We start from the raw sequence: 24,558 nt of genomic DNA on the forward strand, positions 1-24,558 counted from the left end.
TGATTTCCGGCTCTATGTTGGTATATGTTATATGCTACATGTGATTTACACTAATAGTATATTAATAAATACGAATAAAAATATCAACCTAAACAAATACTTACTATTTTACCTATGGGTTGCCTTTACTTCAATTTTTACGTTGAATTTTGACTATTCAATGCAATATCTGAACAACTATTTATTCGTAGGACTATTCTTGTTTTTAACGGTGCATTATATAAATTCTAGTAAAAGGCTTATCAATGCTTCTAAAATTTTAGCTTGTTCTTATTTCATTCAGTTATTTATTGTATTCATGCAGTATGCCGGATTTAAAGCTTTCTATTTAAGTGAGACAGATAATTTGGGCTTAAATACAGGTATGAAGGAAGCAAGCACCGGTACTGTTAGATACTGGGGTAGTTTTGGAGAAGCACTTGATCTCTCCACCTATTTAACTACAGTCGGTATTGGAGTAATGGTATATTTAATAAGCATACATAAAAACAAATGGATCACAGCTACCACTTTATGTCTAACCTTATTTGGAATATATTTAACAGGATCACGCGCAGGGATGAGTATCTTCATTGCAGTCTTTTTCATTTATTTAATTAGAGAAAAGATATTCAGCCGAACTTCATTTGTAATTTTCACATCAATATGTATAACATTAATTTACAATATATATGATCTATTTTTGAAATCTGATGCTAATATTTCTCGTTTTAGTCAACTAAGAGAAGGAGATTTTAGATATGTATTATGGACAAAAGGATTTCAGATAGTATTTGATAGTCCTATATATGGATCATCTATTGGTTGTCTAAACTACGTCCTAGAGAAGTACGGTATATTAGCGGACTTTGCAACAACTTCAAGTGCATCTGGGCACGTCGAGAATACATACTTAACTATTTTATTCTCTACGGGATTTATTGGTATCATTCTCTTTTTTAATCTGGTTCGATATCCAATTAGATTGATGAATAAATATAAATTTATCAAGTTTAGTAAAAACACTACAAATCATCAAATAACTAAAGTTTACGCCTATAGCTATTTCAGCTTACTTTTATGCATGCTCTCTGAGCCTTCAGTTGGTGTTCATATGCGAAATACGCTGCTTTTCGTTTTAATAAGTGCTTTCATTTATTCATCAATTATTTTGTCTCTAAAAAATCGTCTGAATCATGACGAGATAGATACACCGAAGAAAGAACAATTGATTTACACGTAAGTGTTATAATTTCGAAAAGCCACAGATATAAATGAAAATTTTATTCGATCACCAAGCTTTTTCCAACCAAGATTACGGCGGAGTATCTAGGTATTTCTACGAACTATATCGAGGAATAAATAACCTCCCTGGCTTTCAAGTGGAACTACCAATTTTATTTTCTAACAATATTTATTTAAAAGAAAGCCATTCTACTGTAAGGCCTTTTTTTAAAGGTATACATGTGCCGAAGAAAGTACCGATTATAAAATTCATAAATAAATCTAACACGGAGATTTCTTTTAAGAACTTTCAATTTTCATTATATCATCCAACACATTATGACACATACCTTCTCGACAAAATTGGCAAAAAGCCTATAGTTATTACTGTACATGATATGATTCATGAAAAACTTGGCAATAAATACTCCATATCAAAAGACACAAACACCATTAATTTTAAGAAAAAATCAGTCGAACGAGCAGATAAGATTATAGCCGTATCTCAGAGCACGAAAAACGATTTGATTGAAATTTTAGATATACCATCAGATCGAGTTGAAGTAATATATCATGGTAGTTCAATACCGATAGTAACTATCGACAATAATTCTACTAGAGTTCATGCCAAGCCTTATATACTGTATCTTGGAACTAGGCGACATTACAAAAATTTCGACATATTCATTGAAGCTATTGCACCAATATTGAAAGAATTTGATATCGATCTTATTTGTGGAGGAGGAGGCAATCTATCTTCTAACGAATTAGAACTTATCAAAAAATTTGGTATCGAGCATTACGTTTATCAAAAGAAAATCGATGATGATCATCTCCAATTACTTTACAGACAGGCAATTGGGTTTGTCTTCCCCTCATTATACGAAGGATTTGGTATTCCAGTTCTTGAAGCTTTCTCCTGTGGCTGTCCGTGTGTGATAAGCAATACTAGCTCTCTTCCTGAAGTTGGCGGTAATGCTGCTCTGTATTTCGATCCTACATCTGTAGAGTCAATGCAATATTCGATCAGACAACTCCTTAACAGCAGTGCTTTGAGAGAGGAGCTAACTACATTAGGATTCGAGAGGCTAAAACTATTCTCTTGGAACACTACGGTTGACCAGACCGTAACTCTGTATAAGTCTTTACTCTAACTTTACATACAACTCTAATTTAGTGAGTTTTATAAACTACTTACTTCTTCATGTAAGTATGTGTAAAGAGTTGTATTGTAGCATCTTACGCCAAAATGATATTTGTCGTTATCCCTGTACATAACAGAAAACTACTTACACGACGGTGTTTGGAGTGTCTTCAAAAACAGACTGTATCTGATATCACTGTCATTGTTATTGATGATGGGTCAACAGATGGAACTGCTGACATGGTAAGAACTGAATTTCCAGACGCAGTACTCCTGGTAGGAAATGGCGACTTGTGGTGGACAGAAGCAACTAATGTAGGAATACGGTATGCTATAGAGCATTGCAACAGCACAGAAGAGAACTTTATTTTAACATTAAATGACGATACGGAGGTAAATTCAGATTATGTACATACCCTTTTGTCAACATATAATCAGCACAAGCCATGCCTTGTGGGCTCGGCTTGTCTAGATGTCAATAACCCGAATTGGCTTGAGTATGCCGGTGTACGCATGAATTTGCTGTGGTCGGGTGAAACTCATTTCGCGGCCAGATTCGGTAACGACTATCAAAAGGCATTAGCTAGTGGACCAGTAATCGAATCTGACAGTCTTCCAGGGCGTGGAGTGCTTATCCCTCTGGATGTATTTAGTAAGGTGGGGCTATTTGATTCTGTTCATTTCATACAGTATATGGCCGACATAGAATTTTCAGTGCGTGCTCGTAAAGCTGGTTACAAACTCCTTGTTTCCCTGCCCGGAGCCGTGTACGGACATATTGAAGCAACAGGTCTTCAGATGAAACCAGATTTATCCTTCCGCAAATTTTGGAAGGGTTTGTCATCTACCCGTTCACCAATCAATCTAACCGTTCGCTATAATTTTGCGATGCGTCACTCTTCTACAAAATGGTTATATTTTTCCTTGGATGTTGGGCGAATAATTATGGGATATTTTATTCGTAAGGTTCGTTTGAATGCATAAAAAAAGACCCTGCTCAACAGGGTCTTTTTTTATGCATTCAAACGAACCTTACCGTCTCAGCGTATTTAGAAAAGTGTAGTAAACTGGCTTCTTATTATAATTTGTATCGAACAATAATGGCATTTCCCGTTTGCTCTCAGCAGTTACTAACCAAGTATCAGCGTCCGAAAATCCCCATAAGGTGAGGCCATGTTTTTGCTTGTCTGGAACAAGTTGCTTATAAGCAGACACTACCACTTGATACTTAAGCTGCTGCGTTTGAGTCAATTGATTGGAGATGATAAGATTGTTATCACGACTTGGATTAATTGCAATATCAAGTTCGGAGAGGTGAATCAGTAAACCTGTCGATACTAAAGATTGAATGGATGTGCGGATAGCCTGATCTGGTGTGTTAACGTTGATATGCATCTGAGTTCCAAGACCATGAATAGGTACACCACTCTTCTTGAAATCATTGATTATCTTGATCATAGTATTCTGCTTGGCAACAGACCGTTCGTATACATCTTCGTTCAAAAATAGAAGTGCATCTGGATCAGCTTCATGAGCCCATACGAAACACTTTTTTACGAATGCCAAGTATTCTTCATCGGTAGCGTACATTTTACGGAATGGATTATCTGAAATTTTGCCCGTCTTCCAATCAATAATTTCGTTGATTACGTCCCAGCTTTTTACTCTTCCTTTATAACGACCGGCAATCGTCTGGACGTGTACTTTAACAGCTTGCTCAAAATCAGCTGTGTTTCCTTTAAATTTAGTAATCCAATCGGGGGCTGCTATATGGTATACCAAGCTATGTCCGTGTAAGCGCACACCATACGCTTCTGCGCCTTTTATACGCCGATCCATCAGATCGAAGTTAAACTTACCTCTTTCCCACTGGAGGTTCATAAAGAGGCCTACGGTCAGGGAATTAAACTCTTTGCCAATGATGCTGCGAACTTTCTGATCTCCGTTCAGCATCTGCGTACTGAACATAGTGCCTATTGGAAACGAAGCAGTCGATCTTAAGGTGGCCGCACTATCTATAACACTGTCATCTAAACGGGCCGATGCTACCGATTCAATACCTTGAGAAGCAGGGTTAATGGTCTCAACCTGCTGGCTGCATGCTGTCATTAAACCGGTGATAATCAGGGAGATCAAAAGCGTATAGAACTTGGTGGCGGAGGTAGAAACTTGTGTCATTTGGTACGTCTTTTTTGTCCGTTTTCGTTGAGACAAAATTGATGTACCGACATAAAATCAACCTTAAAGCCTGATTAACATGCACTTAAGGCCAAATTATAAACTTGTTAATACTAGATTAAGCTGGAATTAAGACATATCGGCGAATTAAAGTGAACTTAAAATTTAGAGATTAAAATCATTCAGTCAAGGCGTATCCCTACTTCTATATTATAACTCTCTGTTTACCCTAAACAGTATTTCGTTAATCATCTAAAGCCATATGCATACATATGGACTTGTTTCTACACTATTGTGGATTAAAATACACAGTGATTAATCGGTGCAATGGCTCTAGCACTAGTTAAAAGGTCATTAAACACGTAAGTAAATGCCTTTAAATAAATCTCATAATCTCGTGACCTCCCTCAACTAAGTTGTAGTTACCAAATGAGGCATTTAAATAAATAAATTCATTTTCTGTCGTTACCAAGTCTTCTGGCTCTCCTTCAGAACGTCTCCTAAGCTTAATAGCTTTCAACATATGATCTGTTTACGTAACTGCGCTATTATGTTCAACCAGAATTGTTAAGTTAGCGATGCCACGCCTACGACTGTGGCCGCAGCTTCTAGCCCAGATTTATCGGCTTATACGAGTACTTATTTATTACTTGACTCTTATCCATGTACAGAAATAGGCCCCTGCGTTGCAACGCAGGGGCCTATTTCTGTAAAATAAGTATATCTAAAACCGATTACATTACCTCTGAACAGTTTCGTAAATTTTAAGAAGCTGGCTTACGGCATCTGTCACCGCCCAATCGGAGTCAAGTGTTGTGTTTCTAGGTAACCCTTCATCTTTCTTATTAAGCTGACTCGTCACCGCCGTGTACAAGCCAGAGTAACTACCAGGATCAAATAAGTGATTGGCCTGCTGAACATGGTGAGGCAGAGCGCCAATTTTTGACGCCAGTACAACCTTACCATACCGATATGCCTCCTGTACCACCATACCAAAGGTTTCGAACCATTCTGACGGAACAATTACAAAGCTACATTCCCGTAACACCTGCTCTTTTTCTTCCCCCTGAACGTAACCTAAAAATTCAATATTATCGGCCCCGTAAGCTAGCTGCTGTAGTTCCTCCCTCAACGGACCATCACCTACAATCTTAAGTGGGTATTTTATGTCAGAAAACACTCTCACCAAGTTTCCAACTCCCTTCTCAGGCGACAGCCTACCCATGTACAACGCATAACCTTTATCACATACAGGCTTTGTAATTGCCGCACGGCTTGCAAAGTTTGGTTTTACCGCAATCTGAGCACCAGAGAAGCCAAACTCTTCATACTTCTGTTTAACAAATTCGCTAACAGCTATGAACTTGCTCACATATCGTTGCGCCACACTCCGACCTTCCTGAATTTGCCAGGCCATAAACGCAGATTGAGCATAGCTTCCTCTGTAACATTTTTTCATAACTCCGTAGGCCATATTACCTCGTGCGCAACGTTGGCAAACTTTGTTATTGGTATCGAGTAAACATCCATTTGCGCACAAAAACCGGTAATTATGCAATGTTTGAACCATCGGAATTTTGTATGTATCCAGTAGCTCATACACAGAATTACCTATAACGCTATATATATTATGTATATGCGCTACATCCACCGAGTTATTGTCGAGGAAATGCTTGAGAGAACTATACCAGGTATGCCTATCTGAAAAAAGACTATTTACGGTGCTATTTCTTACTTCTATCCGGGTAACTTGATGTCCAGCTTTGGTCAACAACTCATGTTCATTAGCAACAACTGCGTCCTCTCCGCCCCACTCTTTATACTGGTTATGAATCTGTAGTACTCTCACAGCAGTAAAATTTGTATACGTATTGGTATGGTATTTAGTAGCTGGCCACCCCCTTTGTACAGTGCCGAACTGCTTGATCTTGCCTTTTCCCGCGGATTCCTCTACCGTAAACCGGCGTAGGTTTTCAGTCGGTTAAACAACCGGACGCGTAAACTGAACTGATGCTGGATCTGGCGGGTATAGTAGGCCGTGGGCTCGATGTTGTCCGGCAGCATGAACGTTCGCTGAGCGCCCGTATCGAGCCGGGTCCGGTAGCGGTTAAATACGTTGGTGTTGGTCGATTCAGTAGAGAAGCCGATGTTCTGAATCTTCGACTCGGTCGGGTAAATGGTAAATCCGCCCGCTTTGAACTGGCTGTAACACCACCGGATTGCCCAGGAGTTGATCTCGCCTTCCTGCTGCCGCCGGAGCATGCGCACCCGGTCGCTTCCTCCCTGGTTAAACTGTTGCTGACGAACCGGATCGGCCCTGAAGGCTGCGTAATCAGACACCGCCCAGTCGGCCTGTTGCCAGCGGTCCGACCAGGTTGCCCAGCCCCACGAACCCGTACGCGGAAAGGCGTAGGCGTCGGCCAGGTAGCTGATTGGCCGGTCGATGGGGAATGAGTAGCCCGTAATTGAAAATACCCGTGGGTTACCCTGGTACCGTTGCAGGCACTGATTCATGTAATCGAGAAAATTAGGGCTGGTCAGCAGGTCGTCCTCCAGCACGATCACACTCCGGTACTTTTCCAGCAGAGCCGTTACGTTGGTGATGATCGACTTAGCCAATCCGTTGTTGGTCTCGGCATACTGACGATGTACGGCCCGAAAGCCCGTTGCGGTATCCAGCACAGCCCGTACGGCTTCTACCTTGTCGGCATCGGCCGGGCTACGGGGCCCATCGGAGAAGATATACAGTTCACTGTCCGCAGCCAGATGGTTGGCCTGCAAGGCTTCCAGTACCTGACGCACCTCATCGGGGCGCTTGTAGGCGAACAGCGCAATAGGAGCCAGTCCGGCTCCGTTAGTTCCGGACTTTGTCATACGATAGCTGCTGGTTAAGAAACTGACGGACGAAGTAGTAGATGTACAGGGAGTTGGTAACCGTATAGCGTTTGAACAACCGGCGGGGCTCCTGCATCAGGCGGAATAACCACTCGGTACCGATCTTCTGCATCCAGCGGGGGGCGCGTGTCTGCTGGCCGGCCAGCACCGGCAACGCTCCGCCAATACCGAGTAATACAGCCGGGATACGCCCCCGCATCCGGGCCATCCAGAGTTCCTGCTTGGGGCATCCGAGCGCTACAAAAACCAGCCCGGCCCCCGACGCGGTGATCTGATCGATAACGGCGGTTTCTTCGGCGGGGGTCATGGGCCGAAACGGCGGTGATACCATACCGGCTATCTGCAGCGACGGGAACTCCCGGGCACAGATCCGGCGAATTTCGTCCAGCACGTCGGGCGTAGAGCCGTAGAAGAATGCCGAAATACCAGCCTCGGCTGCTTTCTGCAATAAGCTGCTGATGGCATCCATGCCCGCGATACGCTCCTGACGAAGGCCGTACAAACCACGCATGGCCCACAATAAAGGCACTCCGTCGGGCGCTACCCAGTCGGCACTGTTTACGGCCTGGGCAATAGCAGCATTACGACGGGCCTCGACGACCATGTGTACATTGGCGAAACAGACAGACCTTGACTCCCGGTGACGGGCTGCCTCTATGACCCAGTCCTGCAAATGAGCGTAGTTGCCGAGTGAGACATTCAGGCTGATTACACGAGTTCGTCTAACGGGCGTTGATAGCGTAGACAGTTCTGATTGTTGTAACGGCATAGGTTGTACGTACATAAGCTGTATAGTTGGAATTGGTAGTTTATGTAAAGTGCTTCGATCGGATTAGTAGTAATAAGGCGGGGCAGGGGCAGCGGTGACTACGGGGGTGGCTCAGGGTCGGCTGGTTGTCCAGGTCTTTCGGAGGCTGATCCAGCCGCCCAGCGAATTGGTGTATAGCTCGCCCTGATCGAGGGCAACGGCTGTCCGGAGTTCAGACCCGCCCAGCCAGTTGAGTGGCCAGCTAACCGAAGCCAAACCGGAAAACTGCGGTACGGCCCGACTGAATACCCGCCGGGGGGCGCCGTAATGCTGGCTGGCCGATAGTTTCAGCTGCCAGCGGGTTCGTTCGCCGGCCGATCCGGCCAGTCCCAGATGGATCAGCTCGACCCGGTTGCTGGCAATAGCCAGCACGTTATAGTTGACAGAAAAAGGCACATCGGTCCGGACGTCACGGAGCTGCGCGAAAAACGGGGTGCCAATTACGTTCCGATCCTGTACCCAGCCGTCGCGGTACTGGTAGTTGTTGAAGTAATCGTCTTTGCCGTCGTAGCGTACGGTGCCGGTGATCGATCCGCTCTGGCTGAGGGTGGTCAGGTACTCGATCAGCAGGTTGTCGACCCCGAAGCCGGTGCCCGGTTGCCGTTTCAGCCGCAGCCCATACAGACCGTCGGGCATGTTGACGAACACCACCCCCGATTTATCCTCGAAGGGATGCTGATAATAGCCCATGAGCTGCCAGCGCGCTACGGTTGTCTCCAGGGCAAAATCGATGGAGCCCAAATGGTTGCCCACCCGGTTCAGGCGATCGAAGTCGGTCAGATTGGGCGAATCGGACTCCCCTCCTTCCCGGGCGGTCAGGACATAGAGGTAATCCTGGAACGAGCTGGGAAGTTGTCCGTTGATAGCGAGTGTTTTGGGCAGGGTTGCCGAGCGGCCTCCCCACTGGGCATTATGCAGCACACCACCGGTGAAGCGAAGTCGGCTGTTGGGACGGCCAATCCGGACGTATACGGCCTTCTGGTGCAGAAACGAGCCCTGAATGGAGTCGGTATTGGCAAACCACCCATGTGCAAAAAAAGCGTTGATGGATACCAGTCCCCGGGTGAAACCCAGCGGAGCAAATCCGCGGGTGCCAATCTGTACTTTAGTGATGGGCAGGGCGTTTCCTGACCAGGCGTAAAAACCAGATGTCAGGGTTGAGTCGCCCAGACCGATGATTTCTTTTTTACGACCGCCCCACAAACTGAAACGGCCCATATCGAGCGACACATACGCCTGCGGAATCAACACCCGCGACTGAGGAGCCGCGTTTCCTACGACCTCTACCCCGTACGAAAGCTGCCGATTCGGATGGGCAGCGCTCAGGCCGTAACGGCCGGTTGTCTGCACTATGGCCAGGCCGGCCGGGCTGCTGACGGGAACAATACCAAACTGATTAGCGCGCAGCCAGAACGGTGTTCGGGTGGCCGATGCGGCCAGTCCCGCTACCTCGACCCCGTACGTAGCCGAGTGTCTCGATGCTACCGCCAGCGAGTCGGTCGTTTGCGCCCATACTTGATTTACTGCAGCTACACTAATTAACAGTTTGAGAACTCGTAGCCCTGTTATCATACGAGGAATGTATATATTTCCCCTAATAGTAATAGAAAATAGATTTTTATAAGTTTCTATTACACAAAGGTTTCTCAAATATAATTATCAGTAACTATATATATCTGTATCAACTAAAATTTTGTCAAATTTTACCCCTGATAGCCTGATAGGTAGTGTTTTGTCAACTCTTAAAAAAGCCGCCGGGTGTAGCTACCAGCAGCGAGAGACAGTAAACGATAAAGCCGATGAGCATGGCCTGCTCGGCGGGTATGCCTACATAGCTGGCCCCCGCCGAAAAAACGATTTCCCGAATGCCTATTCCACCAACCGTTATGGGGAGAGCCGTACCCAGTGACGAAGCCAGGAACAGAAACAGGTAGGCGCCCAGCTCGTCGGTGTACCCCAGCGACCAGACGATGTAGACCGTCATCAGGCACTGCGTCAGCTGGACCCCGACCGAATAGAGGTGTAGCAACGCCTGCCGACGGACTGTCCAGCCCATGAACCAGCGCAGCCCACCGACAAAAACGGCGTACATGGCCAGCACCAGCAACAGGCAGAGCCCCCCCGATATACCGAGCTGAGGGAGCCGGGCCCAGGCAGCGATCAGCAGCAGCGCCACCAGCGGAACCAGACCAATGACCCGGTCGAGCAGCGTCAGGGTGGTCAGCTTTCGGAGGCTGCCGCCACCATGCCGGTGCAGTTGCCAGACCTTGAAGCCGTCGCCCCCCACGCTACCCGGCAGAAACTGGTTGTAGAACATGCCCTGCCAGTAGAGCCGGATCAGATCAGCCGATGCCATACGAACCCCGGCTTCCCTGACCAGCAGCCGGTAGCGCTCCGCCGAGAACCATTTGGATACCGCCATGAGCCCCCCCGCAGCCAGCAGCCGCACCAGTTCGACGTCGAGCGCACTGTAGAACCGGCGGTTGTGTGCCAGCTGATATACCACAACGGTCAGCGCGCACACCGACACCAGCCCTTTAAGACTGACCAGCTGCCGGATTCTGGGCAGCCTTGACAACGTAGTAGGCCTGCTCAGCATACGGATCGGGGCTTGCTGGTGATCAGCATCAGTTGAATTGTACAATGAAGGCCGGATGCCGGTCAAACAGCGTTAGTTTGCCCAGGGTCCGGTAGCGTTCGTTGACCAGACTGGCCGAGTCGGCGATGTAGAGTGCCTTGCTGTATTTCTTACCGGTTCTGCGCAGGATACTGCCCCGGGCTGCGGTTAGGTGAAATGTGCTGACATCTGTAGCGTTATCGGCACCGACCGTTGCTTTGTACCCGTATAGCGGGCGGCCCAGCGTCAGCTGAGCGGCCTGGGTAGCGGAGTCCCTGTAAAACTGCCGCTTCTCGACCCGCCCCGGCAAAACCAGCCAGTTGAAGCCCAGCCGAACCACCACCACTACCGCCACCATCAGCCCCAGTCGGTTCATGGAAGGCTGATAAAGCTGCCAGGCCAGCCCCAGCAGTAAGCCCGAAACAAGGGCGGTTTTCCAGACAACCCCCGGAATGGTTTTCGTGGTTGGGTAGAACAGGGTGACCCAGCAGCCCACGGCCACCAGCAGCGCCGTAGCCAGCCAGATCCGCTCCACCCACCACCGCCGGGGCTCAGCCGGTACCGAGTGTTCGTAATAGAGGTAGGCCAGCACCGTAAACAGCAGGGGCACCAGCCCGATCAGGTATCGACCGTATACCTGCGGAGACAGCCAGTAGATGAGTACAGTGAGCGAGAAGGTCAGCGCGTTAAAGGCGATGAATGAATTGGCTTTCAGTAGCGCCAGTATATGCCGCCGAAACAGCAGCACCACCAGTAAGGTATACGGAACGAAATGGTAAATCAGCTCGAACGGAAAGGAAACAAGGTGCAGCAGGGTAGCGCCCAGGCCAAACGTCAGACCGGTTCGTTTGGCACTTTCGCTTAGGATGACGCTGGCCACATCGCTGAACGGGATGGCATTTCGGCTGAAATAGGCCAGGTAATAACTACCCGTAATCAGCACAAAGATGAGCAGACCGACTGCATGAGCCGGGTGGAACAGCAGGCGCCAGCGCCGGGTATACAGAAACCAGCCCGCCAGGGTGAGCCCCTGGAACGCAATGGGAGGCAGTCCTTTCAGCAGGAATCCAACGGCCGTAAGCGCATAGGTGGTAGCATACAGCCACCAGTAGTTTTTCTTCCGGTCAAAGTGGTACACCAGCATCATGGCTGCGTAGGTCACCCAGGCAAACGTAATCTCGATCAGCCCCAGCATGGAGTCGTAGAGCAGTACCCGGCCGTTGGTCAGCGTCATCAGGGCCGCGGCCAGCGCTATGGTGTTGCTGGTATACCGGCGGACGATAGCGAATAACGTCACCCCCAGCAGCAGCAGCGACACCAGCATCGGAAAACGAAGCGCGTAGGTCGAGTACGAGCCAAACAACTGATAGGAGCCAATGATAATCCAGTTGTACAGCGGTGGTTTGTTGAAATACCGCTCGCCGTGCAGGGTTGGGGTTATGTAGTCGCCGGATAGTATCATCTCGAGCGATACCAGTGCCCGCCGGGCTTCGTCGCCCGTGTCGAGTGGCATGTACCCCAGATGGCTGCTCAAGACAAGACACAGACCTGACAGGAGCAGCAGGGTCCAGCCCGGCCGAAAACAGGAGGCTACCGGTGCCGCTACGACAGATGTATTTTCAACTACAGACATACGTTTCCTACTTTGTCCCGGGCCACCAAAAAATGCATGCTGCAACCCGTTTATTTCCCCTACATGGCAGTTAAAAAATAGGCCCGCGTGGCGCAGACCAGGCCACGAAGCAGAAATCGGATCGTGGCAGCGACTACCAGGCAACGATGACCCGGTATTGGTAAGCGCTCGCCACCCCGTCGCATCAATGAGTATAGGGTTGGAAATTTAGCAGTATTGTTAACAAAAAAAGCAAGATATCTGATGATTTATTTACAATCTTTAATTTATATAAACTTGCAATACCATTTTTAATCCAGCAATGACAGATTCAATAAAGACTGTTTCCGAAGTTGTTCGTATTCATGCATGGAAAAGAACATGCCAAGACTTTTCAGATCGGCGGGCCGGTGCAAATCGCTGCTGATAAAATCAACCCATTCATTTTTCAGCAAGAGCCGGGCCTGGGCCTGAGCGCGCTCGCGGTAACGCCCGGTGAAAGAACCCCAGTTCAGCTGAAACAAACACCCGATTTGCCGAAGTCTGGCCAGGCTGGACAGATCGTCGTTGTAGTACGTATATCGTTCAGGGTGAGCCAGTACGGGCGTATACCCACGCGTCTGCATCCGAAAAATAAGGTCTTCTAACTGACGGGGGGGCGCTGCCCAGCCCAGCTCAACCAGCAGATAGCGGGCAGTGCCGAACGTAAGCAGGTCGTCGACCTCCAGCATATCCCCGAAGAATTCATCGAGCATGTATTCAGCCGCCACGGCCACCTGTATGGGTAGGTTATGCTCGTCGACCAGAGCCTGCAAGACCGCCTGACCGGCTCTGATATCGGCAGAACTGTTTGGATACCAGTCTCTGCTGACGTGGGGAGTTGTGATGACGGTTTGTATGCCCCAATCGGCCAGTTGTTTCAGACAGGTAAGGGCTTCTTCCGGTGATTTTACCCCATCGTCGATCCCGGGGATCAGGTGGGAATGCATATCAACCCGCCAGAAACAAGGCTCTTCCGTCGATGCTCCCTGAGAAGACCGGGTTGTCATTGCCTGGCGAATTGTTTGCCAAAGACTCATAAGTTACCTCCAGTAATCGCTAAAACCCACGCTAAGGGTACTCAAATCTACTCTACAATATCTAGTAATGCTACCAGCAGAGTAGGAAACTTATTTAAAATAACATACACCGAATATATACAAGTTTTTACCGATAGTAACAAATATGCTTGTATTCATTAGTTTTCAGTTTTAAACAATTCACCTCAATACTAACTTATAGTTACACGAATAGCAAAAAAACTATAACTTATTATGAAGAAATGAGTTTTATGAAAAAAAATTTCTAAATGTTAGTTTAATGTTTTTTAGTCCATGGAATTAATTAATTTCACCCCATCATCATCACTCCTTCTTACATCATATGAAGTTAACTATACTCACCAAATTGCTACTTGAAGAGGGCTGGCAAACAAGCCATTCGCAGCATGCACACACCTTGTTTATGTACAGCCACAAATCAGGTTCTCCCTCTTTATTAATTCCCTTCGGGAGTTCAGAACAAGTACCAATCGGCACCTTCAACGCCATACTGCGAAGTGCCCGCCAGAAAAAGCGCCATGAAAACTGGCTGTCGTTTCTGCTAACCACCCATACAGCCCGCGTTGTTCTCGAGAAACAGGACGATATGCTGTGGGGTCGGATCGAGCTGCCGGGTTTGTTGATTGCTACGCGGGGCTGCTCCGTTGACTGCGTTCGTGATACGCTCCGCTCGTTGTTATTGTCACAGGTCGACCAGTACGACAGCAGTTATCGCAAAGCGATCGACTCGATGCATTTTAACCCGGTTTACGATACCACCGCTGTGTGGGAGCTGATCAAACAATTGAAAGCAAATCATATTGCCGACGAAACCGGTCTGGACATAGACCTGCTTGGCAGTTTCATGACGGGTGCTTCGTTTCCCTGCCCTGACCAGGCCACCCGACTCGAGCGGTCGATTCGTGAGTTGGGCCGCCAGCTTATGCAGGTTTCGATCCGGTAGTCTACGTATAGTATCTCCTCTCCTATCCTGGCCCGTTTGTGAGTCGGCCAGACATGTATTTCTTACCGATGACAGCCCTTACTTTTGCGCTGAACCATCGTGCAGATTACATGCCCCCCCGCAAACTTGCTCTCCAGGAACTCAACCGCCTGTCGGTCGACGCTTTCCGTCAAACGCCTAAATTCCCTTATTGCCTTCTTCTCGACGACGTGCGTAGCCTCAATAACGTAGGCTCCGTGTTCCGAACGGCCGATGCATTCCGGGCCGAAAAGCTGTATCTGTGCGGCATAACGGGACAGCCTCCTCACCGCGACATCACGAAAACGGCCCTCGGCGCCACGGAGTCCGTTGTCTGGGAGCACGTTGCCGATGCTGTAACGCTGGTCAGGCAACTCCGGTCAGCAGGCTGGCTGGTGGCCGCTGTCGAACAGGCCGAAGGCAGCACCATGCTCTCTGACTTTCAGCCGGTTCAGGGGCAGGGCTACGTTTTTGTGCTGGGCAACGAAGTCAGTGGCGTAAACGATCAGATTATTCAGCAGGCCGACCTGACGCTGGAAATACCCCAGTTTGGCACCAAACATTCGCTCAATGTAGCTGTTACAGCTGGGGTGGTTTGCTGGGATTTCATCAACAAAATGTAACAAAAACTTAACATTGGACTTTTGATTGTCAGAAGAAATTCGTATTTATTTGTAGATTTTTTTCTTTCATACAATGGCAAACAAAATCACAAAAACAAAACAGAAATCGCTGGCAGCCGACATCGTCAGTTCGATTGAGACCAAACTGGGCGAGGCTGGTGAGGCTACCAAGAAGATGAAAAAGTCCATCGAGAAGTCGGCCGAGAAACTAGCCAAGAAGCTGGCCAGACTAATGGACAAGGCTGAAAAGAAGAAGGCAAAGCCAGCCAAAGCCACTGATAAGAAAGCGAAGAAAGAGGCCGCCAAAGCCACAAAAAACGCGGCCAAGGCTGAAAAGAACGCTAAACGCACGGCCAGTCAGAAAGCCAGCGAAGCGCCCCGATCAGAGCCGATCAGCATCAGCACGCCACCCACCATCACCCCGCCCCCCCGCCCCCGGACGTCTCCCGCCAAAGCAGCCACATCGCGCACTACAGCCGCCAAGACGACTACACCCAAAGCAGATACTACTACGGAGACGCCCGCCGAGACGGCTTGATTTCACCATTTTTTGTAATTCATAAACAAAAAGCCTGCATTAATGCAGGCTTTTTGTTTATGAATTACAAAAAATGGTAATTTTACTGTGACTATTGAAACATCCGTTCGTCCATTGTTCTCTTAAGGCGATATCCACGCGCCAGACTCTTATATACCTGAACTGAACGGCGACATGCCTAACCGCTACTCTACTATCATTCTTGTTGGTATTGCGTTATTGCTGGCTACTGTTACAGCCTTGCTGCTTTACACCAATTTATTGTCACTGCCGGTAGCGGTTTCTCACATATCCCCTTCCTTTCGCTGGCTGGCTTTTCTGGCTCTCGCCCTTACCTCCCAGGCGTTCATGGGCTATGTTCTCTGGCGCATGTTACGGCTGCGGCAACGATCGGTTATTCAGACGGAAGTCCTGCATTCACTGGTGCACGAGTTTCAGACGCCCATTACCGCAATCCGCATGGCGGCCGATGTGCTGGATTCGCCCATTGCCCGCAACCAGCCCGAACGGTCAGAAAAATACATCCGCATCATTCGCGAAGAAACCGAACGACTCCAGCAGCAGGTGGAGACCATGCTGACGCTGGCGCGCGCCGATCGGAATACGCTCCTGCTGAACCTGGAGCCAGTTCCGATCCAGCAGCTGCTGCGCACCATTGCCGAACGCCACGGTGACTATCTCCAGCTTTCCCTGCCCAGTTCAGACCCTTACCTGCTGGCCGATCGGCTTCATCTGACCAACGTGTTGCATAACCTGCTCGATAACGCGGTGAAGTACAGCGACGGTCATCCGGACATCACCCTCTACGCTAAAATGAACGCGGGTAGCCTGCAGATTGCCGTCTGCGACCGGGGGGTAGGTATTTCGTCCCAGCACATTCAGCAGATATTCCAGCCCTTCTACCGGGTACACGACCGTCGGCAGCCCAATATCAAAGGCTTCGGGCTGGGACTGAGCTACGTACAGCGGATCGTAAAAGCGCACAACTGGCACATCGACGTCAAAAGCGAGCTTAACCAGGGCAGCGAGTTCATTATCCGCATTCCAACCGCGTCTGTCCTATCGGCCAACGCCGTCAGCACGACCCGTAAGCAGGTCGTCTAGCTTTCTACAGCCGTCTTCAACGCTACCCGGCTGGCAATAACCGCTGGTGATGTTCCGTATGAATACTGATGAAGTCGATCATCTCCCGAACGGTCAGCTTACCCAGAGCGGGGTGGGGCATCTGGTAGCGGTCCAGCTCGGCCGGCGACCAGCCGGATACGCCAGCCGCCACCGACTGATATACAGTCAGTAACCGCTCCATCAGCTCAGCCCGGCTTATCGATATATCAGTCAACCGGGGTACCATGCCATCGGGCGCTTTCACCCCCGAGTCAAGCGCCTTTTCATAATCGACCGCCAGTTGCGCGTATGACCGCGATGGCTTCTCGGCAAGCCCCCACGCCAGCAAAACCTCGCGTGGTCCCGTCACCAGCCGCGCTACGGGCCGGGCCGACAGATACAGGTGCTGAACCACCTCTGCAACAGACCATTTCCCGGGCGGTTGCTCCCGAAACGTTGCTTCCGAATAAGGCCCAATCTGATCGGCAAATGCCTGGTAGCGGCTCAGAAGCCGATCCACACCGGCTGGGATGTCTGGTGTCATAATCCGTTGATGTTACAGGTGAACCCAATCGGTGCCGTTGCGCAGCGTGGCATAGGCTTATGGTTAAAATTATTTTCAAAATACTGATAATCAACATCTTAATTTGAAAAATAACTAACTAAAAATGATCTATACTGCCGATCTGTTTGTTAGTACTATAGGCAGATAAAGCAATTCCTGAGGCCGAATCTGACCGCTTTACTCAACGAACGTATGCAGCCCGATTTGATCCAGTTACCCCAGCCGGAACCGACAGCCGATCTGTTTTCTACCCAGCCCCGCCACCCTCGCCTGTGGATGCCTAAGCGGGTCGTATTTACCGCCGACGCGCTCAAAGAGCCATTCGGTCAGGCTATGCACGATCGGATCTCTGCCCTTGGCCTGCCCATCGACATTGCCCAAAACAACCGGATTACGGGTCTGCGCGGAGCCGACGAACGGGAAACATACAGACTGGCCAAAAACACCCTGGCCGTGGTAAACGCCCCGGCTGGCGCGTTTAAGTTTCAACCCATTCCGCCCTCGGCCGACTGGCAGATGAACCTGGCCGAAGGCTGCCCCGCCCACTGTCAGTATTGTTACCTGGCCGGTAGTCTGAGTGGCCCACCGGTGGTCAAAGCTTTTGCCAATTTGCCTAAACTACTGGCGCATACCGCCACCTACGAAGGCACTTATCCGCCCAACCGAACCTGGCAGAACTCCGCCGATGGGACGGCTGGTAACCGCCCAACGACCTTTGAAGTTAGCTGCTATACCGATGTACTCGGCATCGAACACCTGACCGGTAGCCTGGCCGAGTGCATTCGTTACTTCGGCACCCGCGAGCAAAGTCAGCTGCGTTTTGTTACGAAATACGGTCAGGTCGACAGCCTGATCGACCTGCCCCACCATGGCCAGACCCGGGCCCGCGTGAGTCTCAACGCTGATAGCATTGCCCGCCGGATCGAAGGCGGCACCGCGTCGGTCGAGGCTCGTCTGCAGGCCATCCGCCAGCTGGCGTTACCACGCGCACAGGGCGGTGGTGGGTATCCGATCGGCCTCGTTATTGCCCCTATCATGCCCATTCCGGACTGGCAGCAGCACTATACGGCGCTGCTCGACCGGATGCAGGAGTTGCTAACCTGGCCTGCCCATTACGGCCCCATCGATATGAACGTGGAGTTCATCAGCCACCGGTTCACCCCCGGTTCTAAGGATGTGCTGCTCCAATGGTATCCCAACACCTCACTCGATATGGACGAAGCAACCCGTGCCGAGAAACGAAACAAGTTTGGGGGCACGAAGTACGTTTACCGGCCAGACGACATGCGCGCCATGAAAGCGTTTTTTTACACCGAATGGCAGAAACGCTTTCCCAACGCACCCATTCTGTACTGGACGTAGTCGGTACGGTCGGGCGGCTCTGGCCGTAGAACAAAGCCGCCCGACATCCGGCCAACTACCACACCCGGGCCTGCTGTACCTCGGGTTTGTATAGCTTCTGGCCTGGTTTAACCCCAAAGGCCGTATAGAAAGGAGCGAAGTTGGTCAGCGGACCGTTGACCCGGAATTTAGCGGGCGAGTGCGGGTCGGTAGCAATCCCGACCCGCTCGGCTTCATCGCGGATTTTGACCCGCCAGACCTGGGCAAACCCCAGGAAGAAACGCTGATCAGGGGTGAATCCATCGATCTTGTCGTTGCTTTGTCCCTGTTTGGTCAGCTTGAAGGCCTGATAGGCCAGCGTAATGCCCCCCAGGTCGGCCAGGTTTTCGCCCAGCGTCAGCCGACCGTTCAGGTGCAGGTTATCGAGAACGGTATAGGCGTTATACTGATTGACAACGGCCTGGGTTTTCGTTTCGAAGCGCTCGGCATCCTGCTTCGTCCACCAGTCGCGGAGGTTTCCGCTGGCATCGTACTGGCGACCCTGATCGTCGAAAAGGTGCGTCATCTCATGCCCGATCACCATGCCGATACCGCCGTAATTGATGGCGTCGTCGGCGTCTTTGTCGAAGAAGGGAAACTGGAGTATGCCGGCCGGAAACACAATTTCGTTATTGGTCGGGTTCGCGTAGGCGTTAACCGTTGGCGGAGTCATGCCCCACTCGGCCCGGTCGACGGGCTGATTGATTTTCGCAAACTCTTCTTTATAGTAGTGCTCCCGCGCCCGTTGTACGTTACCAAAGTAATCGTCGCGCTTCACGGTGATGTCGGAGTAGTCTTTCCATTTGTCGGGATAGCCGATCTTCTTCACGAACTTATCCAGCTTATCCAGCGCTACCTTTTTTGTTTCGGGGGCCATCCAGTCGAGTTTCTGAATCCGCTCCCGGTATACGACCTGCAGGTTATTGACCAGCGACAGCATACGCTCTTTGGCTTCGGCGGTAAAATATTTTTTCACCCACAGTTGCCCGAGAGCCTCGCCCAGTGCGTCGTCGACCCGGTTGGCGATGCGTTTCCAGCGGTCGGGCATCTGCGGCTGGCCATACAGGGTCTTGTTGTTGAAGTCGAACCGGGCCTGCTCGAACTCGCGGCTCAGCAAACTGGCGCTGTTATCGAGCAGGTCGAACACCAGCCGGTCTTTGAGCAGGCTGACGGGCGTTTTGGGCAACATACTGTCCAGCGCCTGGTAATAGCCCGGCTGGGCAACCAGCACCGTATCGATCCGGCTTAGCTCCATCGTATTCAGAAACGCGCGCCAGTTGAGGTTGGGCATCTGCCGGGTCAGGTCGGCAACGGCCAGCTTGTTGTAATTGGCTACAGGATCGCGCAGGTCGGCCGGGGCTTTGTGCGAGCGGGCCAGGGCCGTTTCGAACGCCAGAATAGCCTCCGCTTTGGTCCGGGCAGAAGCCGTATCCACGCCTGTCAGCGTAAAGAGTCTGGCAACATACGCCACAAAAGCCGTCCGGATTTTGCGGGTGGGCTCGTCGGTCTTGGTGTAATACTCTTTCTCCGGCAGCGACAAACCCGACTGGCCGAAATTGATCCGGTTGATGCTGCTCTGCCGGTCGTCGGCGCCGATGTAAAAGCCGAAAAAGGCCCCACCCCGGTTGCTTTTGCTGGCGGCCATATAGTTCAGCACATCCTTGTAGGTAGTCAGGGCAGCTATCCGGGCCAGCTCGGCCTTTATGGGTTCGTAGCCAAGCTTGTTGATGGTAGCCGTATCCATGCCGCTGGCGTAGAAATCGCCGACCTGCTGCTCCACGGTGCCCGTTTTAGCGTCTGCTTTGGCTGCTTCTTCCAGAATAGACTTCGTCTTCAGCTGGTTTTCGTCATAAAGCTGATAGAACGAGCCCCAGCCGGTCTGATCGCCGGGGATCTTCGTTTGGCGGACCCACCCGCCATTGGCGTACGAAAAAAAGTCGTTACCAGGGCTAATGGTTGTGTCCATACCTGCCTTGTCGAAGAAAACGGTTCGGCGGGCGGGTTCGCTGGTATCGCTCCGCTGCTGACAGGCGGCCAGGGTTAACAGACTCAGGCTTAGGCAGGAAAATTGCTGTATATAGCGCATGAATACCGGTATTAGGTGTTTGCTTTGTACTTTTGGGTAAAGATAACAGTCTGGATTATGAAGAAATTACTCATCATCGGCTTAGTGCTGGGTCTGTCCTCGGGAGTTTTTGCCCAGCAGGCGGTCAGCTACCACGGCAAAAAAATCAACGAAAAAGGGGCTATTCAGGCTACTGAGCTGGCCACCCAGATGGGCAGCAAGGAAAAGATGCCCGCTAAAGTAGAGGGTACCGTCGAGTCGGTCTGCAAGGTAAAAGGCTGCTGGATGAAGGTAAAAACCGGCGATGGGCAGACCATGCGGGTGACCTTCAAAGATTACGGCTTCTTTGTCCCGAAAGACATTGTCGGTAAGACAGTCGTGGTTCAGGGAACTGCCGAAACCAGCGTCACGCCCGTTGACGAACTTCGTCATTACGCCCAGGACGCCGGTAAGTCGAAAGAAGATATCGAGAAAATTACGGAGCCCGAAAAGGCCCTGACGTTTGTTGCCGACGGGGTCATTGTGAAAAAATAACGGACGCTTGCAACCATACGGGAACGGCGTAGGTCTGACTGACAACTACTCACGCATCATTCCTATGAAATCGCTCATCCGTTTTTTTGCGGCACCGCTCCTCGGGCTGAGTATGCTCTGTGCCTGCCAATCGCAACCCTCAGACGCCACCCCCTCCGATAAAGTGGCCCTGGGTTTTCAAAAATCAGCCCGGCTGGCGTCTGGCCTGACCGTGCGCGTCGACTCCCTGACCGATAGCCGCTGCCCAACCGGCGTTACCTGTATCTGGGCGGGTCAGGCCGTAGCCGCCGTGACGATCAGCGCAGGAGCGGACGCCCAAACGCGCAGACTGGTGCTGGAGCCGGGTCAGGCGAACCGAAGAGACTCGACAACGGTGCTGTTCGACAACGTCACCTACAAGGTCGTCCTGCGCGAGGTCATCCCCTACCCGGTTGGCAACGAACGACCCGAACAGCGAGCCATCATTCAGATAGCCCGGCTGTAGTAAAGCATAGCTGCAAAATTCGTATTTTTCAGGCCGCAACAACCCGTTGCGGCCTTTTTCGTACTTAACCGTCTACTTCATGCGTACCCTGTACCTGCTGACAGGCCTCTGTCTGCTGTCTACTCCCCTGCTGGCCCAGCGGACCCTGCTCCATTGCGGCAACCTCTTCACCGGAACCGGTAATGACCTGCAACCCCAAATGACGGTGGTTGTTGAAGGCAACAAGATTACAGCCGTTCAGAAAGGCTACCTGGCCCCCGCTGGTACCGACCGGGTGCTGGACCTGAAAAGCAAAACGGTTCTACCCGGCCTGATCGACATGCACGTTCACCTCGAGTCCGAAACCCGGCGCGGAGGGCAGATCGATGCGTTTACGCAGAATGTACCCGACATTGCTTACAAAGCCGCTAAACATGCCAGAACGACCCTGCTCGCCGGCTTCACCACCGTACGCGACCTGGGCGGATCGGGGGTCAACATTTCCCTGCGCAATGCCATCAACCAGGGGCTGATCGAAGGGCCGCGCGTGCTGACCGTTGGGAAAAGTATTGCAACGACCGGCGGCCATGCCGACCCGACCAACGGCTACCGTCGGGATCTGATGGGCGATCCGGGTCCGGCCGAAGGCGTAATCAACAGTGCCGACGATGCCCATAAAGCCGTCCGGCAACGCTACAAGGAAGGGTCCGATCTGATCAAAATTACCGCGACGGGGGGCGTTCTGAGCAACGCTAAAGATGGGTCAGGTCCGCAGTTCACCGACGAAGAGGTAAAAGCCATTGTTGTGGCGGCCAAAGATTACGGATTTGCGGTAGCCGCCCACGCCCACGGTGCCGAAGGCATGAAACGAGCCATCCGGGCAGGCGTTCAAACCATCGAGCACGGCACCTACATGGATGACGAAGCCATTGCGCTTTTCAAAAAACACGGCACCTACTACGTTCCCACCATCATTGCCGGCAAGACCGTGGCTGACTCGGCCCGTATGTTCGGTTACTACCCGGCGCTGGTTCGGCCAAAGGCGCTGGCCATCGGTCCCAAAATTCAGAATACGTTTGCCAAAGCCTATAAAGCAGGCGTCAACATCGCCTTCGGTACCGATGCCGGTGTGTTTATCCACGGCTATAACGCCAAAGAGTTCGAATACATGGTCGAAGCCGGTATGCCAGCGGTAGAAGCCATTCGAACCGCCCTGCTCAATAACGCCCGGCTACTGGGTATGGACACCCAGATCGGCTCGATCGAAGTGGGGAAGCTGGCCGACATCATAGCCGTGGACGACAACCCGGTGCAGCAAATCAAAACATTGCAAGCCGTCCGATTTGTGATGAAGGATGGCACCGTGTATAAGCAGTAGCCGACCGGGTTCTGGCTGAGGGGGCAGTACTCTCGAACGTGCCGACGGCGGCCTCGGGCCGATGAGCAAAATCCAGCAGCAGGTGCTCAATACAGTAGCTCAGATTCCGGGCGTCGCGCATACTCAGATAGGCCGGATTACCGATCAGCTGCAGGCTTGCCGACCGCTGGGCTTCGTTATCCCGCCAGAGCAGCTGCAGGGGCAGATCGCCTTCGGCGCTCGCAAACCGCTCAACCCGGCATTCAAGACCCTCGATGGGTAAAACCGGAACCGGGGGTATGTGCTTCACCAGCACGTCGAAGAGCCGGGCCTGTGGCCTGTCGGTATCGCTAAGCCGCTGAATCAAGTGGCTCATCGGATAAAACCGATGGCTGCCGTCGGCCCGGCTCTGACGCTTGATGGTGCGCAGCAGCATAGGCAGAGTCTGATCCGGGTCGTACTTGATCTGGATAGGTAACAGGCAGTCGAAACGCCCCAGCGTTGAGCGCTGCCGCTTCGACTGCCGACCGGCTACCACCCGCCCAAACACACAGACCGACTGCTGGCTGGCGCGCGAGAAATAGATAGTCAGTGCGGCTAGTAACAGATCGGTGGGAGCGGCTCCTGTGCTGGCCACGGCCAGATTTAGCGTACGGCCAAGGCTTTCGTCAGCCGGTATACGGTACAGTTGCCGGGTCAGGAATTGCCCCGTAGCCTGCTCGTTTAACAACGGAGACGGAAGATCGGAGAATTGTTTCTGCCAGTAGACATGATCTTCGGAATAAGCCAGGCTGTTCAGGTAAACACGGGCCGACTCTACCTCATCAGCATATGATGGCGCCTGCGACGGCATAGGCTCGTCGGCCTGCATGGCGGAATAAGCTTCGGTGATGTAGCGTACCAGCCGATCGAAGCCGGCGTCGTCGAGTAGCAGGCGGTGGCCCCGCACCAGGAGCCGATGCTCGTAATCGGACACCCGCAGCAGGGCCAGATCGAAAAATCGGCGGTCGGCCAGATCGAAAGGCTTGACGAACCAGTTTATGGCCCAGGCATCGGCAGCCTGGCGGGGATTGGGGTTTTCGCTGCAGTCGAGTAATGGCAGGATGGGTCGGCGAAACTGGTCAGCGACCGATACCCGTGGTACTGCTTCGGCCGGGTCGAACTGCCACCGGAATACGTCGAACATGACAGGCAGGTGATCAACGACCCGACGAACCAGCGCGTACTGGAGTGAACCCGTTATGACCAGGCAGCCGCCGACAGCCTGATCAGGGCTGCCGGCCTGGCCCGGTTGTCGATTAAGAAGTTCTTCCTGAGCCAGGTGTAATGGCAGGGAAGTGGTTAAAAAAGGAAATGAGTTTTTCATACATGCCCGTTGGTTTAGGCGTAATGAGCACAGTAAATACCACAC

Annotated in this window: 22 protein-coding genes; 11 read left to right on the plus strand and 11 right to left on the minus strand. The window is 51.1% G+C overall.

What is annotated here, in order from left to right:
- The first annotated feature begins 160 nt into the window (after window positions 1-160).
- The 3 genes from EQG79_RS04845 to EQG79_RS04855 all read left to right on the plus strand — a co-directional run bounded on the left by EQG79_RS04845 (window position 161) and on the right by EQG79_RS04855 (window position 3,331).
- A complete protein-coding gene (locus EQG79_RS04845; protein WP_165358835.1) occupies window positions 161-1,222 on the plus strand; it encodes an O-antigen ligase family protein in 1,062 nt (353 codons plus the stop codon).
- A gap of 31 nt (window positions 1,223-1,253) precedes the next feature.
- Complete coding sequence (locus EQG79_RS04850) at window positions 1,254-2,357, plus strand: glycosyltransferase family 4 protein (RefSeq protein WP_129600337.1); 1,104 nt, start codon at window positions 1,254-1,256, stop codon at window positions 2,355-2,357.
- A gap of 95 nt (window positions 2,358-2,452) precedes the next feature.
- Window positions 2,453-3,331 carry a glycosyltransferase family 2 protein gene (locus tag EQG79_RS04855; protein WP_129600338.1) on the plus strand — a complete coding sequence of 293 codons (879 nt, stop codon included), beginning with the start codon at window positions 2,453-2,455 and terminating at the stop codon, window positions 3,329-3,331.
- Window positions 3,332-3,379: 48 nt separating this feature from the next.
- Here the strand turns inward: EQG79_RS04855 and EQG79_RS04860 are convergent, their stop codons facing one another.
- From EQG79_RS04860 to EQG79_RS04895, 8 genes are all read right to left on the minus strand, one after another.
- Entirely contained in the window at window positions 3,380-4,525 is a 1,146-nt protein-coding gene (locus EQG79_RS04860) for an endo-1,4-beta-xylanase (protein ID WP_129600340.1), read from the minus strand.
- A gap of 739 nt (window positions 4,526-5,264) precedes the next feature.
- Window positions 5,265-6,374, minus strand: coding sequence for a glycosyltransferase (locus EQG79_RS04865; protein ID WP_129600342.1), 1,110 nt, complete (start codon window positions 6,372-6,374; stop codon window positions 5,265-5,267).
- Between the two features lie 101 nt (window positions 6,375-6,475).
- Entirely contained in the window at window positions 6,476-7,399 is a 924-nt protein-coding gene (locus tag EQG79_RS04870; protein WP_129600344.1) for a glycosyltransferase family protein, read from the minus strand.
- Window positions 7,380-8,189 (minus strand): WecB/TagA/CpsF family glycosyltransferase, encoded by an 810-nt coding sequence (locus tag EQG79_RS04875; protein ID WP_236648545.1) that lies wholly within the window; start codon window positions 8,187-8,189, stop codon window positions 7,380-7,382. The genes EQG79_RS04870 and EQG79_RS04875 overlap by 20 nt, the downstream gene beginning before the upstream one ends.
- A 111-nt stretch (window positions 8,190-8,300) precedes the next feature.
- Window positions 8,301-9,800: a capsule assembly Wzi family protein gene (locus EQG79_RS04880; RefSeq protein ID WP_129600346.1), complete on the minus strand. Its 1,500-nt coding sequence runs from the start codon at window positions 9,798-9,800 to the stop codon at window positions 8,301-8,303.
- A 163-nt stretch (window positions 9,801-9,963) separates the two neighbouring features.
- Window positions 9,964-10,827: a lysylphosphatidylglycerol synthase transmembrane domain-containing protein gene (locus EQG79_RS04885; protein ID WP_077919138.1), complete on the minus strand. Its 864-nt coding sequence runs from the start codon at window positions 10,825-10,827 to the stop codon at window positions 9,964-9,966.
- Between the two features lie 28 nt (window positions 10,828-10,855).
- Complete coding sequence (locus EQG79_RS04890) at window positions 10,856-12,478, minus strand: ArnT family glycosyltransferase (RefSeq protein ID WP_236648546.1); 1,623 nt, start codon at window positions 12,476-12,478, stop codon at window positions 10,856-10,858.
- A 290-nt stretch (window positions 12,479-12,768) separates the two neighbouring features.
- The gene (locus EQG79_RS04895; RefSeq protein WP_240699274.1) at window positions 12,769-13,446 is read right to left on the minus strand and encodes a tyrosine-protein phosphatase; all 678 of its coding nucleotides are present in this window, start codon (window positions 13,444-13,446) and stop codon (window positions 12,769-12,771) included.
- Between the two features lie 433 nt (window positions 13,447-13,879).
- Between EQG79_RS04895 and EQG79_RS04900 the strand changes: the two genes are divergently transcribed.
- The 4 genes from EQG79_RS04900 to EQG79_RS04915 all read left to right on the plus strand — a co-directional run bounded on the left by EQG79_RS04900 (window position 13,880) and on the right by EQG79_RS04915 (window position 16,783).
- Window positions 13,880-14,500, plus strand: coding sequence for a hypothetical protein (locus EQG79_RS04900; protein ID WP_129600351.1), 621 nt, complete (start codon window positions 13,880-13,882; stop codon window positions 14,498-14,500).
- 110 nt (window positions 14,501-14,610) lie between these two features.
- A complete protein-coding gene (locus tag EQG79_RS04905) occupies window positions 14,611-15,141 on the plus strand; it encodes an RNA methyltransferase (RefSeq protein ID WP_077919598.1) in 531 nt (176 codons plus the stop codon).
- Window positions 15,142-15,214: 73 nt separating this feature from the next.
- Window positions 15,215-15,679: a hypothetical protein gene (locus tag EQG79_RS31265; RefSeq protein WP_240699275.1), complete on the plus strand. Its 465-nt coding sequence runs from the start codon at window positions 15,215-15,217 to the stop codon at window positions 15,677-15,679.
- Between the two features lie 174 nt (window positions 15,680-15,853).
- Window positions 15,854-16,783, plus strand: a complete 930-nt coding sequence (locus EQG79_RS04915; RefSeq protein WP_129600354.1) for a sensor histidine kinase — start codon at window positions 15,854-15,856, stop codon at window positions 16,781-16,783.
- Window positions 16,784-16,805: 22 nt separating this feature from the next.
- On the opposite strand, the gene EQG79_RS04920 is transcribed toward EQG79_RS04915, so the two are convergent.
- Window positions 16,806-17,327 carry a DinB family protein gene (locus EQG79_RS04920; protein WP_129600357.1) on the minus strand — a complete coding sequence of 174 codons (522 nt, stop codon included), beginning with the start codon at window positions 17,325-17,327 and terminating at the stop codon, window positions 16,806-16,808.
- Between the two features lie 213 nt (window positions 17,328-17,540).
- Between EQG79_RS04920 and EQG79_RS04925 the strand changes: the two genes are divergently transcribed.
- Window positions 17,541-18,710 carry a spore photoproduct lyase family protein gene (locus tag EQG79_RS04925; protein WP_240699276.1) on the plus strand — a complete coding sequence of 390 codons (1,170 nt, stop codon included), beginning with the start codon at window positions 17,541-17,543 and terminating at the stop codon, window positions 18,708-18,710.
- A 55-nt stretch (window positions 18,711-18,765) separates the two neighbouring features.
- Here the strand turns inward: EQG79_RS04925 and EQG79_RS04930 are convergent, their stop codons facing one another.
- Window positions 18,766-20,814 (minus strand): M13 family metallopeptidase, encoded by a 2,049-nt coding sequence (locus EQG79_RS04930; protein WP_129600360.1) that lies wholly within the window; start codon window positions 20,812-20,814, stop codon window positions 18,766-18,768.
- Window positions 20,815-20,871: 57 nt separating this feature from the next.
- Between EQG79_RS04930 and EQG79_RS04935 the strand changes: the two genes are divergently transcribed.
- The 3 genes from EQG79_RS04935 to EQG79_RS04945 all read left to right on the plus strand — a co-directional run bounded on the left by EQG79_RS04935 (window position 20,872) and on the right by EQG79_RS04945 (window position 23,168).
- The gene (locus EQG79_RS04935) at window positions 20,872-21,327 is read left to right on the plus strand and encodes a DUF4920 domain-containing protein (RefSeq protein WP_129600363.1); all 456 of its coding nucleotides are present in this window, start codon (window positions 20,872-20,874) and stop codon (window positions 21,325-21,327) included.
- 64 nt (window positions 21,328-21,391) lie between these two features.
- A complete protein-coding gene (locus tag EQG79_RS04940; RefSeq protein WP_129600366.1) occupies window positions 21,392-21,811 on the plus strand; it encodes a hypothetical protein in 420 nt (139 codons plus the stop codon).
- A gap of 79 nt (window positions 21,812-21,890) precedes the next feature.
- Window positions 21,891-23,168, plus strand: a complete 1,278-nt coding sequence (locus EQG79_RS04945; RefSeq protein ID WP_129600369.1) for a metal-dependent hydrolase family protein — start codon at window positions 21,891-21,893, stop codon at window positions 23,166-23,168.
- Here EQG79_RS04945 and EQG79_RS04950 read toward each other — a convergent pair.
- Window positions 23,110-24,513, minus strand: a complete 1,404-nt coding sequence (locus tag EQG79_RS04950) for a condensation domain-containing protein (protein ID WP_129600372.1) — start codon at window positions 24,511-24,513, stop codon at window positions 23,110-23,112. The genes EQG79_RS04945 and EQG79_RS04950 overlap by 59 nt on opposite strands.
- Between the last annotated feature and the right edge of the window lie 45 nt (window positions 24,514-24,558).

The sequence above is a fragment of the Spirosoma sordidisoli genome, from assembly GCF_004138325.1.
GTDB classification, from domain to species: domain Bacteria; phylum Bacteroidota; class Bacteroidia; order Cytophagales; family Spirosomataceae; genus Spirosoma; species Spirosoma sordidisoli.

Excerpts from the sequence above, each read along its gene's own strand:
- EQG79_RS04855 (WP_129600338.1), top strand. The coding sequence starts at position 2,453 with ATGATATTTGTCGTTATCCCTGTACATAACAGAAAACTACTTACACGA.
- EQG79_RS04850 (WP_129600337.1), top strand. The coding sequence starts at position 1,254 with ATGAAAATTTTATTCGATCACCAAGCTTTTTCCAACCAAGATTACGGC.
- EQG79_RS04895 (WP_240699274.1), bottom strand. The coding sequence starts at position 13,446 with ATGCATTCCCACCTGATCCCCGGGATCGACGATGGGGTAAAATCACCG.
- EQG79_RS31265 (WP_240699275.1), top strand. The coding sequence starts at position 15,215 with ATGGCAAACAAAATCACAAAAACAAAACAGAAATCGCTGGCAGCCGAC.
- EQG79_RS04845 (WP_165358835.1), top strand. The coding sequence starts at position 161 with ATGCAATATCTGAACAACTATTTATTCGTAGGACTATTCTTGTTTTTA.
- EQG79_RS04920 (WP_129600357.1), bottom strand. The coding sequence starts at position 17,327 with ATGACACCAGACATCCCAGCCGGTGTGGATCGGCTTCTGAGCCGCTAC.
- EQG79_RS04940 (WP_129600366.1), top strand. The coding sequence starts at position 21,392 with ATGAAATCGCTCATCCGTTTTTTTGCGGCACCGCTCCTCGGGCTGAGT.
- EQG79_RS04925 (WP_240699276.1), top strand. The coding sequence starts at position 17,541 with ATGCAGCCCGATTTGATCCAGTTACCCCAGCCGGAACCGACAGCCGAT.
- EQG79_RS04890 (WP_236648546.1), bottom strand. The coding sequence starts at position 12,478 with ATGTCTGTAGTTGAAAATACATCTGTCGTAGCGGCACCGGTAGCCTCC.
- EQG79_RS04870 (WP_129600344.1), bottom strand. The coding sequence starts at position 7,399 with ATGACAAAGTCCGGAACTAACGGAGCCGGACTGGCTCCTATTGCGCTG.
- EQG79_RS04900 (WP_129600351.1), top strand. The coding sequence starts at position 13,880 with ATGAAGTTAACTATACTCACCAAATTGCTACTTGAAGAGGGCTGGCAA.
- EQG79_RS04945 (WP_129600369.1), top strand. The coding sequence starts at position 21,891 with ATGCGTACCCTGTACCTGCTGACAGGCCTCTGTCTGCTGTCTACTCCC.
- EQG79_RS04880 (WP_129600346.1), bottom strand. The coding sequence starts at position 9,800 with ATGATAACAGGGCTACGAGTTCTCAAACTGTTAATTAGTGTAGCTGCA.
- EQG79_RS04860 (WP_129600340.1), bottom strand. The coding sequence starts at position 4,525 with ATGACACAAGTTTCTACCTCCGCCACCAAGTTCTATACGCTTTTGATC.
- EQG79_RS04885 (WP_077919138.1), bottom strand. The coding sequence starts at position 10,827 with ATGCTGAGCAGGCCTACTACGTTGTCAAGGCTGCCCAGAATCCGGCAG.
- EQG79_RS04930 (WP_129600360.1), bottom strand. The coding sequence starts at position 20,814 with ATGCGCTATATACAGCAATTTTCCTGCCTAAGCCTGAGTCTGTTAACC.
- EQG79_RS04950 (WP_129600372.1), bottom strand. The coding sequence starts at position 24,513 with ATGAAAAACTCATTTCCTTTTTTAACCACTTCCCTGCCATTACACCTG.
- EQG79_RS04905 (WP_077919598.1), top strand. The coding sequence starts at position 14,611 with ATGCCCCCCCGCAAACTTGCTCTCCAGGAACTCAACCGCCTGTCGGTC.
- EQG79_RS04935 (WP_129600363.1), top strand. The coding sequence starts at position 20,872 with ATGAAGAAATTACTCATCATCGGCTTAGTGCTGGGTCTGTCCTCGGGA.
- EQG79_RS04915 (WP_129600354.1), top strand. The coding sequence starts at position 15,854 with ATGCCTAACCGCTACTCTACTATCATTCTTGTTGGTATTGCGTTATTG.
- EQG79_RS04875 (WP_236648545.1), bottom strand. The coding sequence starts at position 8,189 with ATGCCGTTACAACAATCAGAACTGTCTACGCTATCAACGCCCGTTAGA.